At 43.9% G+C, this 18,157-nt stretch carries 15 protein-coding genes and 1 pseudogene; 2 read left to right on the plus strand and 14 right to left on the minus strand.

What is annotated here, in order from left to right:
* The 10 genes from WCG05_02395 to WCG05_02440 form a co-directional block, all read right to left on the minus strand.
* A complete protein-coding gene (locus tag WCG05_02395) occupies window positions 1–657 on the minus strand; it encodes a GNAT family N-acetyltransferase (protein MEI8320847.1) in 657 nt (218 codons plus the stop codon).
* On the minus strand, window positions 650–1,561 hold the full coding sequence (locus WCG05_02400; protein ID MEI8320848.1) for a glycosyltransferase: 912 nt from the start codon (window positions 1,559–1,561) through the stop codon (window positions 650–652). Before WCG05_02400 ends, WCG05_02395 begins: the two co-directional genes overlap by 8 nt.
* Window positions 1,548–2,963 carry a hypothetical protein gene (locus tag WCG05_02405; protein MEI8320849.1) on the minus strand — a complete coding sequence of 472 codons (1,416 nt, stop codon included), beginning with the start codon at window positions 2,961–2,963 and terminating at the stop codon, window positions 1,548–1,550. The genes WCG05_02400 and WCG05_02405 overlap by 14 nt, the downstream gene beginning before the upstream one ends.
* Window positions 2,963–3,403, minus strand: a complete 441-nt coding sequence (bamE, locus tag WCG05_02410) for an outer membrane protein assembly factor BamE (GenBank protein MEI8320850.1) — start codon at window positions 3,401–3,403, stop codon at window positions 2,963–2,965. Before bamE ends, WCG05_02405 begins: the two co-directional genes overlap by 1 nt.
* A 19-nt stretch (window positions 3,404–3,422) precedes the next feature.
* Window positions 3,423–4,538, minus strand: coding sequence for a sn-glycerol-3-phosphate ABC transporter ATP-binding protein UgpC (gene ugpC / locus WCG05_02415; GenBank protein MEI8320851.1), 1,116 nt, complete (start codon window positions 4,536–4,538; stop codon window positions 3,423–3,425).
* Between the two features lie 12 nt (window positions 4,539–4,550).
* The gene (locus tag WCG05_02420) at window positions 4,551–5,378 is read right to left on the minus strand and encodes a carbohydrate ABC transporter permease (GenBank protein MEI8320852.1); all 828 of its coding nucleotides are present in this window, start codon (window positions 5,376–5,378) and stop codon (window positions 4,551–4,553) included.
* Between the two features lies 1 nt (window position 5,379).
* Window positions 5,380–6,327: a sugar ABC transporter permease gene (locus WCG05_02425; GenBank protein MEI8320853.1), complete on the minus strand. Its 948-nt coding sequence runs from the start codon at window positions 6,325–6,327 to the stop codon at window positions 5,380–5,382.
* 122 nt (window positions 6,328–6,449) lie between these two features.
* A complete protein-coding gene (locus tag WCG05_02430; GenBank protein MEI8320854.1) occupies window positions 6,450–7,397 on the minus strand; it encodes an acetyl-CoA carboxylase carboxyltransferase subunit alpha in 948 nt (315 codons plus the stop codon).
* Window positions 7,394–8,608: an O-antigen ligase family protein gene (locus WCG05_02435; GenBank protein MEI8320855.1), complete on the minus strand. Its 1,215-nt coding sequence runs from the start codon at window positions 8,606–8,608 to the stop codon at window positions 7,394–7,396. The genes WCG05_02430 and WCG05_02435 overlap by 4 nt, the downstream gene beginning before the upstream one ends.
* Before the next feature lie 123 nt (window positions 8,609–8,731).
* Entirely contained in the window at window positions 8,732–9,814 is a 1,083-nt protein-coding gene (locus WCG05_02440; GenBank protein MEI8320856.1) for a hypothetical protein, read from the minus strand.
* A gap of 150 nt (window positions 9,815–9,964) precedes the next feature.
* Between WCG05_02440 and WCG05_02445 the strand changes: the two genes are divergently transcribed.
* Both WCG05_02445 and WCG05_02450 read left to right on the plus strand, forming a co-directional pair.
* Window positions 9,965–11,287, plus strand: coding sequence for an ABC transporter substrate-binding protein (locus WCG05_02445; protein ID MEI8320857.1), 1,323 nt, complete (start codon window positions 9,965–9,967; stop codon window positions 11,285–11,287).
* Window positions 11,288–11,408: 121 nt separating this feature from the next.
* Window positions 11,409–11,703, plus strand: a pseudogene (locus WCG05_02450) (GIY-YIG nuclease family protein).
* Between the two features lie 273 nt (window positions 11,704–11,976).
* Here WCG05_02450 and WCG05_02455 read toward each other — a convergent pair.
* From WCG05_02455 to WCG05_02470, 4 genes are all read right to left on the minus strand, one after another.
* Entirely contained in the window at window positions 11,977–15,360 is a 3,384-nt protein-coding gene (locus WCG05_02455; GenBank protein MEI8320858.1) for a filamentous hemagglutinin N-terminal domain-containing protein, read from the minus strand.
* Between the two features lie 192 nt (window positions 15,361–15,552).
* On the minus strand, window positions 15,553–16,914 hold the full coding sequence (tolB, locus tag WCG05_02460) for a Tol-Pal system beta propeller repeat protein TolB (GenBank protein ID MEI8320859.1): 1,362 nt from the start codon (window positions 16,912–16,914) through the stop codon (window positions 15,553–15,555).
* Entirely contained in the window at window positions 16,914–17,741 is an 828-nt protein-coding gene (locus WCG05_02465; GenBank protein ID MEI8320860.1) for a hypothetical protein, read from the minus strand. The genes tolB and WCG05_02465 overlap by 1 nt, the downstream gene beginning before the upstream one ends.
* Window positions 17,731–18,156: a biopolymer transporter ExbD gene (locus WCG05_02470; protein MEI8320861.1), complete on the minus strand. Its 426-nt coding sequence runs from the start codon at window positions 18,154–18,156 to the stop codon at window positions 17,731–17,733. Before WCG05_02470 ends, WCG05_02465 begins: the two co-directional genes overlap by 11 nt.
* Window position 18,157 lies beyond the last annotated feature (1 nt).

The following is an 18,157-nucleotide window of genomic DNA, read 5'->3' on the forward strand; positions in this document are numbered from 1 at the left end:
TTAGGGTGTACACCGATAAACGGCATATTCCGTGTTGTTCCAGTTGGGGAAATTTTTAATAATAGGCTTGCTGTGGGAATCTAGCATGGGCTTAAAACCAAGTTTAGCAAGCAGCTTTTTTGACGGCGTATTAGTGGGGCGAACGATGGCTTCCATCACCCGCTTGCCAAATTGTTGTTCAAAGAATTTCATAATGGCTTTTGCAAAGGCTGTGCCTAGCCCTTTAGCTCGATAGGGGGGCAAAATGGCGAAGTAAATCTCGGGGGGATCTTCCCCCCTTGTAGAGCGTTGAATACCCCCTGAGGCAATAACTTTACCATTCTTATGGACGACAAACGCAAGTCCCATGACGTCGGGCTGGATGCCGATTTTTTTCAAATCCTCAAAGGTTCCCCAAGAAGCTACATAGTAATCAAAGGTGCTTTTAATCATGGAGATGGGCCAGGGCTTTAAATCACGCATGGTGCTGGTAGTGTCAGGGTCTGTTAGAATTTCAATATAGCCATCTAGATCTTCCTTTGTATTTTGAAGGGGTATCATTTGAAAAGTGTCACCGCTTTTCGTGACTAAGGTTTTGGCGTATTTATCTGCATAGGCAAAGGATAGTAGCGGCAGTAAAACGAAAAGAAAAAAGAATTTTTTGAACAGGTTATGCATTGAGATAAAACAACCTTTTGAATTCACGTCGTGCCTGATGAAGGCTTTCTAAAATAAGACCACAAGTGAAACTTAAAAATGAAATAATGACAAGGCTTGCGGATAAAATAGCTGTAGGAAACCTGGGCACTAGGCCGGTTGCAATATAGTTCTTCACGATTGGATATCCTAAGAATAAAGCCATGGCAAAAATGGCCAGACCAATTTGGGCGAAAAACATAAAGGGCCGCATTTCTTTATACAGAATAACCATGCGCCACAGAATTTTGAAACCGTCGGTCCAAGTGTTGAGTTTGCTGTAAGAACCCTCGGGCCGTTTGCGGTAGATTGTGGATACTTCTTTCACAGGGCATTTCATTTCAAGGGCATGGATAGAAAGCTCAGTTTCAATATCAAACCCAGAAGATAGGGCGGGGAAAGACTTAACGAATCTTTTCGAAAAGGCCCGATAGCCGGAAAAAATATCTGTAAAATGGCTTCTGAAAATGATTTTTAGCGCCCAATTGAACAGCTTATTACCCAGGGCGTGGCCGGAAGGATAGGCCTCTTTGTCGTCGGCTGCCCGGATTCCCACAATCATATCATAGGCATGATTTTCTACATCTTGAATCATTTGGGGGGCAATTGCGGCATCATAGGTTTCGTCCCCATCTACCATCAGATAAATGTCAGCTTGGACCTCGCGGAACATGCGACGGACTACATTGCCTTTTCCTTGGTAGGATTCCCTAAAAACAATGGCCCCTGCTTTTTGAGCCAAAGACATGGTTTCATCTGTGGAATTGTTGTCAAAGACGTAAATTTTGGCATGTGGAAGATGCTTCTGAAAGTCCTTTACCACATTAGCAATGGTAATGGCTTCATTATAACAGGGGATCAAAACAGCAACTTCAGGCTTTTTCATAATGTGGATATATCTTTAATACTAACTCTCTGAATCCTAAAACAAGAAGGAAAACGATACAAGGCCAAAATAAGAGGGTGTAGCGCGGGAAAGCCGCTTGAACCAAGCAGATGACTAAAAAGCCGGCATGAATCATGCAAGCACTTGTAAAACCAGTGAGTTCCGCGGTGGAAAGAGACAGTTGTTTGAATCCTCGATAAAAGCCAAGACCAATAAAATAAAGGCTGCTTAAAAAAGCAAGACCAAAGGCAAGGCGCATGAAATAAGCCATAGTGTTGCCATAGTATCTTTTAAAGTGACGGAATCCTTGGAAGTAATCTAAAACACTAGGTTCAATTTGATTTTTATGAGAGTCTAAGAATTCGTAAATATTCCTATTTTGAGCTGTTGTGCGCAGTTCTAGAAAGGTCCAAGCTCCTATGTAGCTCATCAGTACATCTTTTGCGTAACCTAAAGGATTGTTTTTGATAATTTCAAGAGCAATGGTTTTATGATCATGGTCAGTTAACTTTAAGTGATTCTCTTGAGTGATTTTTCCTAAAACAGCATAGCGCATTTCATCATAAAAACGGCAGGCCAGAGAAAATTCTACAGCTAATGAAATTTGTGATGCCTTTTGTAAGACAGATTGTACCTTCAGGGATTCTTTAATAAAGGGTTCCATGAACTGGGGCAGGGTTGATGGAGTATCTTCTTTGGCAATAATGCCCGCTTTGCCAAGCAAATTATGACCCAAAAAATCTTCTGTATTGAAGACGTCGTTTTTAATATATTGACCGGTGCTGCCTAGCAAGAAAAGGACTAAAACAGGCATATAAATTTTTCCAAGGTTTATTAAAGAGAAAGTCTTTCTGAAAAACAGGGCCCACAGGAGGATCGGAACCACAAGCATAAATTTAAAAACAGGTTTGCATAAAATACCAAGACCAATGCAGAAACTTACCCATAATAAATATTTGAGTTTCTGGGTATCGAAAAATCGTAACAGTGTCCCCAATATCAACATCAAAAAGGCTGCTGAAAAAGACTCTGGCAAAATGAAAAATGCCATTTTGATGAAAGGGTAATTTAGCGCAAAGCCAACAAAGAACATGGCAATATAGAGGGGTTTTTCCGTTATTTTAAAGCATCCTAACGTTAAATAGGTAAGCGCTGTCCAGTAAACGGCCAGCTGAATATAGGGGAGCAAAGCAAAGGAGCGAAACAAAGTTTGTAGACCCCGTAAAAACCAGGGGTATCCTAAGGGGCGTTGAATGCCAAATCCAATATACCCATCTGAGTCAGCACTCATTATGGGATCTGAATTGAAGAGCATCAGGGAAATAACAAATCCAACAAGACCTAACAAAGAAAAGGCTGTGACTTTTCGGTCAGAAAAACAAGATTTTGAACAACTTATCATTATTGAGATTGTTTTTTCTTCGAGTCGTTATAACGTCCCATATTCCCAAAAATTTCAGAGAGAGCTGAGGGATCTTTTCCGTAGGTAGGGGTTTTATCTGAACTTACAGAAACATCATATCCTTGTTGATCAAGTTGCTTAATGGAGGTCACCATGTTGGCTTTATCAAATTCAATGAACACGATGTGGCGTTCAAGCAGTTTGGGGGCCAAGAAAGATCGGGTGGTGTTTTGTTCTCCAATATAATACCAGCCTTTACCAGTGAAAAGTTCCTGGCTTGAGGGCGGACCCAGTATTTCATGAACCTCTCCTCGAGATGTTTCTCCAACTTTTATTTTCTTTAGGTTTTCTAAATCAATAAAATTGCCCCGGGTGTTTAAGGTGGGGGAACAAGCTGTTAAGGATAAGAGGGCTAAAAAAAATAAAGAAAATTTTATCATGATTGGTATATACCTATTGCTAACTGTCTTGAGAGGGGCGTTCAAAAGATAGCCCTGTATCTGCGTGAAACAGATGACAATCTTTCGGCTTTACATCCACGTGAACTTTTTCGCCCACTTTAAGCTTTTGGTCTCCAGAAGTTCTGACCAGTAAGGTTTGCCCTTTGTCAATTTCTACATAAAGATAAATTTCGCCACCCAAGTGTTCAATCATATGAATGTGCCCTTCAAAAAGAGCGTCTTTTGAGGATGTTAAAAATAGATGTTCGGGGCGAATACCCAGTTCAGCAGTGCTGCCGGGGCCTAAATCTCTGATTTGAACAGGTAAAGCCACGGGAAGTTGCATGGTTTGGTCGTGAGGCAACCGGAGGGTTACTACATCATCTTTCAGAGCTTCAATTGCGACATTCAAGAAATTCATCTTGGGGGATCCAATAAAGCCCGCCACGAACTTATTGATGGGATGGTGATATAATTGCAGAGGAGATCCTATTTGCTCAATGCGCCCTGCATTCATCACAACGATTTTATCAGCCAAGGTCATGGCTTCAACCTGATCATGGGTCACGTAAATCATGGTGGTGTGCAGTTTTTCTTTCAATGTGGCAATATGCATGCGCATTTGTACCCGCAAAGTAGCGTCTAGATTTGAGAGAGGCTCATCAAACAAAAAGACTTTGGGGTCGCGAATAATGGCCCGACCAATGGCCACTCGTTGCCGTTGGCCCCCGGAAAGCTGTTTGGGCTTACGGTCAAGGAGATGTGTTACTTTTAAGGTTTCTGCGGCAGCTACGACCCGGCTGTGAATTTCAGCTTTAGGATATTTACTGCGGCGCAGGGCAAAAGACATATTTTCATAAACAGTCATGTGTGGATACAAGGCATAGGACTGGAAAACCATAGCAACGCCACGCTTAGCAGGTTCCATATAGGTTACATCTAAGTCAGCGATGTGGATGGATCCATCGGTTACATCTTCAAGACCGGCAATAAGGCGCAACAAGGTTGATTTTCCGCAACCGGATGGCCCCACAAACACAGTGAAATGATTGCTTTCAATTTCCAGGTTGATGTGATGCAGCACATCAACTTTTCCGAAAGATTTATGAACGTTTTTTAAAACAACTTTAGTCATCTTTAAATCCTGCTATCCTTTGATGGCCCCGGCTGTTAAGCCAGAGACGATCCGTCGTTGAAATATAAGAACTAACACAATAAGGGGGAGTGTGACAATGACAGAAGCAGCCATAATTTTTCCCCAGGGTAATTCGTACTCAGACGCCCCTGTCATCAAGGCAATCGCAACAGGTACAGTTCTTGCCTGGCTTTCGACTGTGAAGGTAAGGGCAAACAAAAATTCATTCCAGGCTGCAATAAAGGTCAGTAGGCCTGTTGTGACCAAAGCAGGCCATAAAAGGGGTAAGAAAATCTTGAAGCAAATGGTTACAGGGCCTGCACCGTCTAAAATAGCAGCTTCCTCAATTTCCTTAGGCAGCTGCTTCATAAAAGTTGTCAGAATCCATACGGTAAAGGGCAGGGAAAAAATCATATAAGAGAGGACCAGGCCCAAAAGGTTATTATATAGACCCAAAGTGCGAATCAATTCAAACATGCCCGAAAGAACGGCGACTTGGGGAAACATGGAAACACACAAGACGGAAAGCAACAGGAGGGAGCGCCCTCTGAAACGTACGCGACCCAGCGCATAAGAAGCACTAATAGCCAAAAGCAAGCAAATAGAAACGGTGGTGATCGCCACAAAAATTGAGTTTAAAATGTTGGTGCCAAAAGGCTGCTCTTTAAAAATCTCTACATAGTTTGACCAGGCAAAATTAGGGGGCCAAAAATCAACCCTAAAAAGATCGGGTCCTGTTTTAAAGGAAGACACCAGTGCCCAATAAAAAGGAAAAATAGAGAGCAATATAATAAAAAATGAGCTGATATATAGAATGTATTTTTGAGTTTTTGAGCGCATATTAGCGGTCCTCTTTCATATCAGATTTCATGCGCCCAGCTGTCAGGAAGGCAATGCTGATAATCGCCATAATTAAAAACAAGAAGGTTGCAGCGGCTGAACCCAGTCCCACGTTCTGGAAATCAAACAGCTGTTGGCGGGCATAAACGGACATAGACATGGTATCTCGACTGCCGCTAGTTAGAATGTAGATCAGGTCAAAAACACGTAAAGCATCGATGGTTCTAAAAACCATGGCTACAATGATGGCGGGTTTTAATAGAGGCAAGGTGACACGCCAGAAAACCCGCAGGGGATGGATGCCGTCAATACGGGCTGCCTCAAAACATTCCTGGGGCAGCATCTGAAGACCTGCTAACAGCAGTAAGGCCATGAAAGGGGTGGTTTTCCAAACGTCAACTAGAATGATGGTGGCCATGGCCAGGTCTGGGTCGGCCATCCAGGCCACAGGCTTGGCAAGAATCCCAACCTTTACAAGGATGTGGTTAACGACCCCATAAACGTCATTGAACATCCAGCGCCACATTTTAGCGGAAACGATTGTGGGAATAGCCCAGGGGATCAACATGGCTGTTCTGACCCAGGCGCGGCCTTTGAAATGGGCGTTTAGAATCAAGGCAATGCCTAATCCCAGGGTCAATTCTAAAGCGACAGAAATAGTTGCAAAGGTAAGAGTATTGCGGACAGCCCGCCACCAGCCAGAATCTTGGATCAGCATGGAGAAATTTTCAAATCCCACAAAGCGATAGATTTCCATACTGTTTAAGGAGGCATCCGTCATGGAAAACCAAATGGTTCTGACCAACGGCCATCCAGCAACCAGCAACAGGGTAACCAAGGTGGGGGCAATGAATAGCCAAGCGTACTGAACCCGCGTTTTCGTTAGTTGAGATTTTAGTCCTTTATTCAACCGTTGTGCCTCATAAAATACCTTTTCCAAAAAAGGCATACGTTAATACTGTGTTCTGTTCTCTTACAGAGCTCTGCCATCATAATAATAAACCCCCCTGGGATCAATAGACTTCTTTAGGAACTATTGCCCTCCTCGGGCTTTGACCCGTGGATGCATTCCTAAATATTCCGGCCCATTTCCAAGAACTTTTGGCGACGTTGGGCGCCAAGTTGGCGAGGTGTCAAATTCATCAGGTCCTTCAGATTACGTTGAAGGGCTTTTGATAAATTCTTAATGGATTCTTCGTGATGACGGTGGGCGCCACCTAAAGGCTCTTCCACAATTTCGTCAATGACTTTTAGCTTCAGCAAATCTTCTGCCGTTAGTTTTTGGGTAGCAGCTGCTTCCTTCTTTTTGTCAGCGCTATGCCACAGAATTGAAGCACATCCCTCAGGCGTGATCACGGAGTAAATGGCGTGTTCCATCATAAGGACTCGGTTGGCCGTACCCAGGGCAATGGCACCACCAGAACCGCCTTCTCCAATCACCGCAGCCACAAAAGGCACACTGACGGAAAGACCCACGTCAATAGATCGGGCAATGGCTTCTGCTTGGCCGCGTTCTTCAGCATCAATGCCGGGGTAAGCACCTGCCGTATCAATCAAGGTTACAATGGGAATTTGATAGTGGTCCGCTAATTTCATCAGGCGTTGTACCTTGCGATAACCCTCAGGTTTTGGCATCCCAAAATTATGCTTCATGCGGGATTCCATGTCATGGCCCTTTTCATGTCCAATAATCATAATGGTTTGACCGTTGAGTCTGCCCATGCCGGCAACGATGGCGGCGTCTTCTGCAAAGTTGCGATCACCCGCAAGCTCAGTAAAGTCATCAATCATGCCTCTGATATAATCTAGGCAGTGGGGGCGTTCCGGATGGCGGGCTACCTGTACCTTGTCCCAGGGGGTCAAGTTTTTATAGGTTTCCCGCAAAAGTTTATCGACTTTCTTTTGTAAAGCCGCAATTTCCTCAATAACATCTACCCCGCTGTCTTTCGATGCGTGGCTGAGTTCTTCCATCTTTGCTTCTAAAGCATTAATTTGGTTTTCAAAATCTAATGTATTCATTTGCAATTATTTCTCGGTACTAACTTCTTTATACAGATGATCAGACAAATCGTCAAAAATAATAAACTAACCATCCACCCCTGCCAAATGCCAAAGCTGACGGTCCAAATAACCATATAGCTTGCAAAGACAGCATTGCCAAGGGATCTTAAGAAATTATCTTCCAGAGTTGCCCAAGATTTCATGACAAACCATATGAAAAAAGATAAGCATAAAACCCCAATAAGACCAAACTCAAACCATATTTGAATGAAACCATTGTGGGGGTGGGTTCCAAAAACGGGGGAATTATGGCAGACCCAGTTTCCCCAATCATAGGGTGTGACATTAAGAATTTCCCCATGACCAGTTGTCACAGGCCCAGGTTTGTAAGCAATACAAAGAGATAATCTGTCCTGAATTTTGTGTGTGGCATTGAATCCATGCCCTATGAGGGGATGTTCTGTAATAAATTTTCCAAACCCATGCCACATTTGCAATCGATGTTGATAGCTTTGCTTTAAAAGATATAGATGATTAAAAAGCGATTCAGGGGTTAGAATTTTCCAAAAAAGAAAAGGCGTAACCCACAGCAGTAGAATGCTGAATCCTGCTAAAAGGGTGCTGATTATCTTTAGGCGATAGCTCAGCAGAAAAACTAATCCACTGGCCAGAAAAGCAAGCAGAGCAGCATCAGGCCGAGACTTTTTAAGAATAAAAATAAGGATAAGGGCCAGAAATCCTGCGCCCCATTTGAAATGACAAGGTTTCAAGAATTTCTTTAGGGCAAAAAAGGCAGGCCAGAACAGAAAGATCAAGATAACGGTGCCTTTTAGGTACCTCTCTGCATAGAAATTGCGTTCATTAAAGCAGTGCTTTGAAACCCAATTTCCCCCATAAATTTCTACAAAATAAAAGAGGGTATAGAATAAAAATCCCCACAGAAAAATTTTGCTGATAAAAAGTTTGGTTTCAGAAGTTGCTTGGCGAGACGCCCACAGACAAGCCCCACCCAGAGACAATACCCCTATCAGTCGAGCATAATGGCCAAAATCGGTCCAAGCGCCCTCATTCCAAATCAAGGAAATAACTCCCCAGCTTAAGAAACCAGTGACGGCTATCAAAAAAGGATTTTGCCGATTTCTTGTCAAAAACTGTTTTAGTTGTTGTGCCTGTAAAAAGGTGAAGTTTTCCGCAACTACTGGTAAAAAAAGAGCCAATAAAATAACCATCCCCTTTCCTTTAAAAGTGGCGACTATTGGCAAACTAAAGAAGATTGCCCAGGTCAAGATTTTCTGTACCATGGTCATGATGGGGGGATCATAGCTGATTTTGCAAAAAAGTTTAAGAAATTTTCATCCCACCCACTGATTATAGGTTTTCAGCAGGGGGCTGCAGCTCGAGCTATCTCGTGCCAGGAAAAGTCTGAAAAGCCGTTCCTGGTCTTTTTCTGAGGATGATAGGATGGCCGGAATTCGTTGCTTTAAATATTCAAAGAATTCTCTGTCTATGATAAGGCGTTTGCCTCCATATTCAGCGGGAGGTGGCACGCCTAGACTTAGTTGACTCCATTTAACGCCGCCCGTTGAAGAGCGTCTTTTTTTCTGTTTTGCAAAACCAGATAGGAAATTGTGGCTGCATCCAAAAATGTTAGAACATCCTGGTGCGCAGCCTTCTAATCCTATCAACAGAACATCTGTGTTTTGATCGGGGAATTGCTTCCAAAAAATTAAAAGATGCCCTAGCTGTCGTTTCGGGAGCGGTGATTTTGTCTGGGCACAGAACTCTCCTCCATCCACATAAACATAATTCCCATTGGGAAGGGGGCTGCCAACCCAGCCCAGAGCAAAGTTTAAAGACAGATTGCCCTCTCTACTAGAAAAACCCCGGAAGGAAGATTTGATTTTTATCTCTTGAAATTGACCATTAGAAAAGATAACTCCATGGGAAGAGAAAGAGCGTTTCTCATAAAGTCCTTGATTTCCGCTAGACAAAAATTCAAGGAATTCCGTCATAGGAACCCCTTTCAAAATAATCATGATCCGTTGTCCTTGGGTTAAGGCAGTTGCGACAGGGAAAGGCCAGGAACAGGTATTAATGTTGTTGTCTTGGTCTGTGTATTGCAAATTACCCAGGCCCAGAGCTAAATAGAGTCGCCTTAGAAAAACTGCTTTTGCTTGAGTTATTTTCCAAGCTAATTCTGCGGTTGGCCCAAAAAAAGAAATTTCTCGAAATCTATCAGGATCTTGAAACAGAGTTGCATACATAAGATCAACGCTGTTAGAAATTTGTTCTTCAGGTGGATTATCAACCTGATTCCAAGACTCGGCGGTGACCGTCCACTTATTTGGAATGGATTGAATATAGCTAGGGCATTCTCCAAGGGAAATCTGAAGACATAAAACAAAAATAAAACCGAATAGAATTTTTTTATACATTGTGCCCTGCCGCTATTTTTACAGTAGAAGAGCTGAGCAATATTATCAACTAAGGATTGCATAAGAGTTGAAAATCCTTTATATCTTCTGGTAAAATCAGCTGGTGCTGAAGCGGTTAAAACGCTGAAAAAGATATTAAAAGGGATACTGATGAATAATTCATTTTTAACAGGTTTAAGTAAGTTTTTAGCGCTGGGTTTAGGAGTAGTTTTGCTGCTTTCTGGGTGTGGCAAAAAGGAAGAATCTTCTGCCCAAGATGATGCAATTGTCATTACCTGTGGCATGGTTGCCCAAGAACATGAAGCCTGCAAAAAAGGGGTTGAACTGTGGCAAGCCAAAACCGGCAAAAAAGTAAAAGTCCTTCCTGCCCCCAATGGATCTAACGAACGGCTAACCCTTTTCCAACAACATTTAGCGGCGGGTTCTTCCGACATTGATATCTATCAAGTGGATGTGGTGTGGCCGGGTGTTTTGGTCAATCACTTGGAAGATTTGTCCCCCTATTTAACGGCAGAACGTCGGGCAAAATATATCCCATCTTTACTCAATAACAACAAGGTTGAAGGTAAATTGGTGGCTTTGCCCTGGTTTGCTAATGTGGGTATTCTTTATTACCGAAAAGATTTGCTCGAGAAATATCATTTGCCGGTTCCCCAAACTTGGGATGATATTGAACAGATGTCAAAGAAGATTATAGAAGGTGAGAAAAAAGCTGGTGACGATAAGCTATGGGGATATGTTTTCCAAGGAAAGGCCTATGAAGGGCTAACGTGCAACGCTATTGAATGGATTAGTTCTTTTAAAAATGGCGGGACTATTGTTGAAAAGAATGGCCATGTTTCCGTCAACAATCCTGACGCTATTAAAATTTTGGATCAGATTGCGGCGTGGGTGGGCACTATTTCTCCCCAGGGTGTTTTGAATTATGAACAAGAAGATTGCCGTGGGGTCTTTCAATTGGGGCAAGCGATTTTCATGAGAAATTGGCCTTATGCCTGGCATCCCCTTAACTCATCAGATAGTGCTGTTTCTGGAAAAGTAGGCATCACTTTGCTGCCTAAGGGTGGCAAAGATGGGAAATCTTCGGGTACGATTGGGGGCTGGAATTTAGCAGTCTCTAAATATTCAAAGAAAAAAGCCGATGCCATTGATTTGGTATTGTTTTTGACAGATGAACCTGAATTGAAGCGCCGGGCTATTGAATCAGGGTACTTCCCACCCATGCATACTTTGTTTAAAGATCCCCAGGTTTTGGCTATCAATCCTCTTATGAAAATTATGTTGCCTGTGATGACAACGGCAACACCCAGACCCTCAGCTCAAACGGGTAGCAAATATAGCCAAGTCAGTTCTGTCTTTTGGAATGGAGTGTACTCAACCCTTTCTAAACAGGGTTCAGCCGAAGAAAACCTGAAAGAGGTTCAAGAAAAATTGAATCTGATCAGTCAGAACGGGACTAAGTGGTACAGGTAAAAACCTAGCTTTTTGGCCGATTACTTCGTGAAAACACCCCATTCCCGTCATCACGAGGAGGACGTAGTCCGACGTCGTGATCCAGCTTTTTTTGTTAAATTTTTTATGCTAAAAATCTTCCATGAGAAAACAACCTGTTGTCTACATGATGACCAACCGATACAAAGGAACGCTTTATATTGGCGTAACATCTAGTCTGGCCCATCGAGTATTAGCATCGCAGTGAGTTTACGAAAGGCTGTTTTACGCAGCGATATGGGTGCAAGATTCTGGTTTATTATGAGTTTTTTGAAAGCATGCCTGAGGCTATTGCGAAAGAAAAGCAATTAAAGAATAGATCTCGCCAAAAGAAAATAGAGATTATAGAAAACTTCAATCCAGAATGGAATGATTTGTATGAATCTATCTGTTTTTAAAAGCTGGATCACGACGTCGACCTTAGGTCTCCTCGTGATGACGGGAACGGAGGAATTTTACGCGAATAGCCCGCAAAAATCTAAGTTTTTATACTACCGTCCTTGCGAAGAAATTCGAAGAATTTCTGTGGCAATCCAGCTGTTTTTTACTATATCTGTCATGCTGAACTCGTTTCAGCATCTTATTTCAGATCCTGAAATAAATTCAGGATGACAGTTTAAGCTGGATCCTCGAGGTAAGCCCGGGGGGATATACTCTTTTACCCGAGTTTCCTATAAGCCCTGTCGTTTAAAATTGGTCTGACAGACCTGGGCTCCACCTTGCATCATACAGGTTCGGGTAGCTGGAACGATGGGCGCAGAAGACACAGTTTGAACGTTGGCTGGATTAATGTTGGGGGCAATGATGGGGTTAGGGATGACTCGGGCTCCAACAACTGTGGCGCCCAAAGCCAGGGTTTTCGGTTCCACCACAATGTTCATGGTTCGCCCTAGATCAGTGGTTCCTGTAATGCCAGCATCCAGTGCGGGATTATAGGCGGGTAGAGATGGCGCTGTGATGGGGGCTGGCTGGTTGAAGGCGTATAGGGCGGGAGAGTTGGTTGTTATAGTAGCGATAGAACCAGAAATAGGATTTGTGGTGATGACCGCGTTAGCAGTTCCCATATACCAGTCTTTAGAACCCGCGTTGCTAGGATTGAATGATGAGTCTACTATAAATCCAAAATTTCCAACGTTTGAAATTAATAATCCGCGTCCTGGCGGGGATAAACGATAAGTATTATCTGGATTAGAACCTCCGGGGTAGTTAAGACCATTAGGCGGCGTAAGAGTGGAGCCTGGTGGAGTAAAAAGCATTCCAGCACTGTAAGCATTTGTTGGCGTAAGAGTTCCAGAGGGTATGCTTGCCACAAGACCATAGGGGTGTGTTGCCTCAACAGTTTGTGCGCTATAAGAATTTTGAATAGTCGAGTTAGAAGAACTTTGTCCAATTATTCCTCCTGCATAAGTACCATTAATATTCCAGGCGCCACTTGGAACAACAGCACAATTTTTTACTAAGACGGGCATAGTATTTGTTTCCCCCAAAATACCGCCTGAGTACACAGGTGAGGAAGGGCTCGCAGACATAGTGATTTCCAGATCAACCCGTGAGTTCTTAATAACAATTTGATCGCCGGTAGGAACTGAGCCTCCGTAGGTAAAATTATCTCCCGTACCAATAAGCCCCCCTACAACCATTGTTGTAGTAGTTGTTCCTGCTCCGTCGATGCCTGTGTGGGGGCCACTTGTGGGGACGATATTAATATTAGAAAGGAAAGAGGCGGGATAAGTCCGTCCCGCGATAAATCCTACAAGACTAGGGCTTTTAAAAACAAGAATTCGTGACGAGTCAATTATTAGATTATCGATAACAGCTCCCCCAATATTTCCAAAGATGCCTAAATTGTGTCCTGTCCCCCTAATTATTGAATTTCCGCTATTGTCATCGTTGCTTTGGACAAAGTTAACCAAGGAGTATTGTCCCCCCTGTAAATTGTCTCCTGAAAAATTGGCATTGTAGACGGCATCATCTCCCGTCGCACTTTTCCAAGGGTTAGTAATAGCGTCACTTGCATCTCCATAGGGTCCACCTAGTCCTCTCCCATTCCCATAGTGCCCTTCAATTGCTGAAAGAGAGTTTCCAAAGTCAATATCAGCCCCCAGGGCAACGGATTGGGTGAATAAGCCTGTGACATCAACATTTCCACGGGTGTTAAGGGCGTTGTAAAGCTGCGTGGAGTTGTAAACTAATAAATAAGACGCAAAATTGCTGCGGGTAATATGTGAGCTGGCATGTTGACCTCCTCCAAGGGGAATAGAGAAAGTTTCTGGTGTCTGATACCAATAATAATTCATGGTGGCGCCTGAAGAGACATTTGGGGGCACTCCATCGTTACTGAAAACGCGGATCAGGGCATAAGGGTTGGCGGTAGTGTTGTTTGAGGCGCCAGGTGTGCCGGCCCAGGTGCCTCCAAAGTTGACGGTAGACCCCGCTGCAAACAGCATGCTGGCAGCAGAAGGCAACTGAAACGTTAGATGCCCATTGCCCGAAGTGTGGGTAATGGTGCCATAATGACTGATAGCACTTTGGGACACAAGAGCTAGACTAGCATTAGTTGTCCAATTAATATGAGCACTGGGTAAAATAATAATGTTATTATTGAGACCAGGGGTTGAGGGTTCGCTGGTGCTATTAGTAGCTATATAAACATTGCTATTGGTCAACTGAGTATTGATCCAGCTATCTAGAATAGTGTTACTCGCTCGAATGTAAGTACCTGTATTGGTGTCAAAATTCCCAATATCGGCTGCAGTGCCAATAATCAAAGTTCCTGGGTCGATATAGGCATTGCCGCCACCTTGAGGAGCGGCCACATCAAAGGGCATTGTTTGGTCAAATTCCAGGGTGGTTTTGCCGGAAACTTCAATGGTGCCCCCGGTGCCGGTTTCGCCCAAAGCTTTGGCCTGTAAAGTGGTGGGGGTGGCGCCCGTTTGGCCCACTTGGGTGTGTCCTTCAGAGAACAACACAACGCTTCCGCCGGCCCCAGATTCCGTGGTGTTGGTCTTGATCATGGCCCCGGGGCTGACTGTTAAGTTACTGGCATTTTTGGCGCTGCCTTTGCCAAAGAAATTTGTTGCCCCAACCCGAATTTGTCCCCCGCCTTTGGTCCCTGAGGCATCTAAATTGACCGTGTCTGTTAGCTTCAAATCTGCCCGACTGAGCACCTGAATATCGCCGCCTTTAGATCCCGTAGCTTCCAGAGTAGCGGATACGGTGATATTGGTCTTGTCTCCCTCCAATGTAATCTTTCCACCTTTTTCTGTAATACCATTCGCCTGAATTTTACCCCCCACATTAATAGTGGATTCGATGACTTTTTCTGCAGTCTGCACCTGCATCACCACACGACCGTCCCCCACATCAATGATGCCTGTATTTCCTTGTTCCAGCTTACTTTTTTCCAGACCTCCCTCTAGATGGAACTTGGTGAGGCCGTCCCCATAAAAATCTAAAGAAACCTCAGGGGCCCCCAAGATCAACACTTCCCCCGTTTTAGCCACCACGTGCCCTGAGTTGTGGAAATAGGGGGAAATAAAACAAGCGAGTCCTCGGTCAGCTACGGTAATATGGGAGCCCTCGCGCAAGATAATCCCTGCGTCAGTAAGAGCATTTTGCTTAAACACAAACTTCCCCTCCATAAAGCTTTTAGTGTCAATATCTTGAACAGTGGCCATGAGCCCATTCACGTCAATAACAGAACCATCTTGAAACACAATGCCGTTAGGATTCACCAGAATGATCTTACCGTTGGCAGTGATTTTTCCTGCAATGTCAGATAATTTATGGCCCACCACTTTGTTCAGGGTTGTGGAACTGGGACCCGGTTGTTTAAACTGAACATGAGTGCCTTTACCCACACTAAAATCTTCCCAGTGGATGGCGCCTTTGTCGCTGGTTTGATGGATGAGCATATGGGTGGGCGTTTCGTTATGAATTCGAATGTCGCCGGCCTTGATATCAGCCCCAGAAGGCAGGGTAGGAACCACATCTTTAACAGATGCTGAGGGCACAGGTGTGGGCGCAGGAGACACCACTACCGGGTCATTCGCCATGGAATTTTGGGTCAGGAGGAGGAATGTCCCGAAAAGGGTTTTAAGAAAATGGGATTTTAATGTCCTTTTAGTCACTGTCACAAACGCTCCCTGTTTGTTTTTTCTTTTAGTATAACGCACCCTGTGGATAGAATGCAAACATTAAAGGAAGCCGGATCACCACGCCCCTGCGGGGCTCGCGAAGACGGGTTTTTACAAAACCTCATCCTCAAAGTCAGTGTTTTCTACCTGAGGGAGATGTTCAAAAGGAAGTGGGGGGCTCCAAGAAGGGTCGGTAGCATCCATAGGTGTTTTGACCTCTTGTTGGTTGGCGCCGCTGATATCTATCGAGTAAATTTTCGCTTTACCGCCTAGGGTTCCCGTATCATTCCATCGTTCTTGTCGGTAAAAACACAGGGTGCGGCTGTTGGGTGCCCAAGAAGGTCCCTCAACTAAATAACCTGTGGCAATCAACTTTTCGTGGGTGCCATCTGGTTTCATAATGCCAATGTAAAAGGTGCCTTTTTGTATTTTGGTAAAGGCAACCCACTTGCCATCGGGGGACCAATTGGGGGTAGCATAAACACCGCCACCGAAGCTGATGCGCTCAGTCTTCAGGGTTTTCAAATCCAATATATAAAGTTGTTTTTTATGCCCCCGGTCTGAGTTGAAGACAAGTTTTTTACCATCAGGGGAAAAACTGGGGGAGGTATCAATGGCCTGCTCATTGGTTAAACGTAAGATTTTTTTTGTCTTAAGATCTAGCAAATACAGGGAAGATTTTCCATGTTCCGCATAACTAAAGGCCAGCTGAGTCCCATCGGGAGAAAACCGAGGGGCATAAGTGATCCCGGGCAACTGTTGAATAAATTCATGCTTCCCTGTTTCCAAATCTAGAATGCGAATCTTTCCCAGCTTGCTTTTCTTTTCATACTGCATATAGGCAACTTTTTGTTCAGTTGGGGAAAAGCGCGGGGTAATCACAGAAACATCTTCGTCCGTCAGATACTGGTGATTGGCGCCGTCTTGGTCCATGAGCGCCAGGCGCCGCATTCTTTTTAGCTGGGGGCCTGTTTCAGCAATATATACGATGCGGCTATCAAAGTAGCCTTCTGTTCCCGTAACACGTTTGTACACAATGTCAGAAATGATGTGAGCCAAGCGTCGCCAATATTTTTTTTTGGCTTTTATGGTGCCCCGTACCATTTGTTTTTGAGAGTACACATCCCACAACTGGAATTGAATGATCAGAACATTGTCGTTTGTTAGTGCAACATGGCCATTGAGGAGTAGGCGCGTTTTAATGAGTTTCCAGCTTTCAAATTGGGGGGGTTGAGCTAAAGGTAAACTGGTCTCTGTGAAAGATTCCGATGGGATGGGCTCAAAAAAACCAGATCTTTTCAGGTCATTTTCAGTCACTTCTTTTAAATCTTCAGCTAAATCTTGGTCCCCTTGAAATTTCAGCAAAGCAATGGGGGTTGGTTTTAGTTTGCCTTGGGAAAATGTTGCGTCTAAGTCAGCTTGAGCCGTGAATCCGAACATCAAACAACATCCTAATATTACTTTTTTTAACATCAAATAACTCCTTTAGGGCTAAAGACAAATTTGGCCCGTTTCCATTGATCATGTTTGCCCTCAGGCAAGGCTAACGGCGTACATTCGGGGGCGGCTAGAGCCTGCTTCACACTATCCACAGCGGCTTGGAAAGCGGCCCGGTTAGTTCCAAATTTAGGACGTTTGATAGAAATATTTGTGACCTTCCGGTCAGGGCCAATATCAACGGTAGCTTCAACGACCATCTGCGGATCTTCCCATACGCTTTGCTGAATATGCCAGCATTGCTGAATTTGTTGACGTAGGGCGTCAAGCTCTGACAGGGTCAGCTTATCTGAAATGTTTTCTGCTTCAAAGGCCTTTGGGTCAGAGTTTTGGACCGCAGGTTTACTTTCAACATTTCTTTCTAAAGATTTCATCAACGAATCAAAGGTTTCTTGATGTTTTTTGTCCAGAGGTTTTGCTTGGGGTTCCGGCTTTTTAACCGCTTGAGGTTTGGGTGGGGCAGATACAGTTTCCACGGGCTTTTTAATGTCTTTCTTCTGCTCTTTTTTGACGGGCGCTACCTTAGTTTCTTTCTTTTCAATCTCAGTTTTTTTAGGGGGTGTTTTTTCCTTCACAGGGGCAGACTTTGCGGTTTCCTGGGTTGTAATTTCTTTGAATTTATTGAAGTTTTCCTCAGTCTTAGGGGGTGGCGATTGGGTCAATTCGTCAATGGGGGCAATACGTACGGGAATGGGTTTTGCCATTTCCCAATCTTTTTGTGGCATCGACCAAGGGGCAAATAAAATCAAAATGATCAGAAGATGAAAAAAGATAGAAAATAAAAGGGAATTTTTATTTGTCATGACTCGTGTGGCCTGTGGTGCTGACAAGGGAAACTTTGTTAAAGCCATAGGCACTAAGCTCCCCAATAACCTTCATAACCATACCATAGGAAATTTTTCGGTCAGCCCGAATGTAAAGGGCCGTTTCTTTGTTGCGCTGGGTGATGGCCATAAGTCTGGCACCCAGTTTAGGCAAGGAGGTTTGGGCCTTTTGAATATAAATAAGGCCATTTTCTGCAATACTAATCACAATAGGTTCAGTTTTGTCAGGCAAAGCTTGGGCATTGCTGTCAGGCAAATCAATCGGAACACCCACGTTTAAAAGGGGCGCTGTTACCATAAAAACAATAAGCAAAACTAAGACAACGTCGACAAAGGGCGTTACGTTAATATCGCTGATTTGTTTATGAGGTGTGTTACGATTGCGTCCGCGCATG

The sequence above is a fragment of the Alphaproteobacteria bacterium genome, from assembly GCA_037146715.1.
Classification (GTDB): Bacteria; Pseudomonadota; Alphaproteobacteria; order UBA7879; family UBA5542; genus JBAWWO01.

Bases quoted from the DNA above. Each gene is read 5' to 3' on its own strand.
- WCG05_02395 (MEI8320847.1), bottom strand. From the start codon at position 657: ATGCATAACCTGTTCAAAAAATTCTTTTTTCTTTTCGTTTTACTGCCG.
- WCG05_02405 (MEI8320849.1), bottom strand. From the start codon at position 2,963: ATGATAAGTTGTTCAAAATCTTGTTTTTCTGACCGAAAAGTCACAGCC.
- WCG05_02430 (MEI8320854.1), bottom strand. From the start codon at position 7,397: ATGAATACATTAGATTTTGAAAACCAAATTAATGCTTTAGAAGCAAAG.
- bamE (MEI8320850.1), bottom strand. From the start codon at position 3,403: ATGATAAAATTTTCTTTATTTTTTTTAGCCCTCTTATCCTTAACAGCT.
- WCG05_02440 (MEI8320856.1), bottom strand. From the start codon at position 9,814: ATGTATAAAAAAATTCTATTCGGTTTTATTTTTGTTTTATGTCTTCAG.
- WCG05_02435 (MEI8320855.1), bottom strand. From the start codon at position 8,608: ATGGTTATTTTATTGGCTCTTTTTTTACCAGTAGTTGCGGAAAACTTC.
- ugpC (MEI8320851.1), bottom strand. From the start codon at position 4,538: ATGACTAAAGTTGTTTTAAAAAACGTTCATAAATCTTTCGGAAAAGTT.
- WCG05_02470 (MEI8320861.1), bottom strand. From the start codon at position 18,156: ATGCGCGGACGCAATCGTAACACACCTCATAAACAAATCAGCGATATT.
- WCG05_02455 (MEI8320858.1), bottom strand. From the start codon at position 15,360: ATGGCGAATGACCCGGTAGTGGTGTCTCCTGCGCCCACACCTGTGCCC.
- WCG05_02465 (MEI8320860.1), bottom strand. From the start codon at position 17,741: ATGACAAATAAAAATTCCCTTTTATTTTCTATCTTTTTTCATCTTCTG.
- WCG05_02400 (MEI8320848.1), bottom strand. From the start codon at position 1,561: ATGAAAAAGCCTGAAGTTGCTGTTTTGATCCCCTGTTATAATGAAGCC.
- WCG05_02420 (MEI8320852.1), bottom strand. From the start codon at position 5,378: ATGCGCTCAAAAACTCAAAAATACATTCTATATATCAGCTCATTTTTT.
- WCG05_02425 (MEI8320853.1), bottom strand. From the start codon at position 6,327: ATGCCTTTTTTGGAAAAGGTATTTTATGAGGCACAACGGTTGAATAAA.
- tolB (MEI8320859.1), bottom strand. From the start codon at position 16,914: ATGTTAAAAAAAGTAATATTAGGATGTTGTTTGATGTTCGGATTCACG.
- WCG05_02445 (MEI8320857.1), top strand. From the start codon at position 9,965: ATGAATAATTCATTTTTAACAGGTTTAAGTAAGTTTTTAGCGCTGGGT.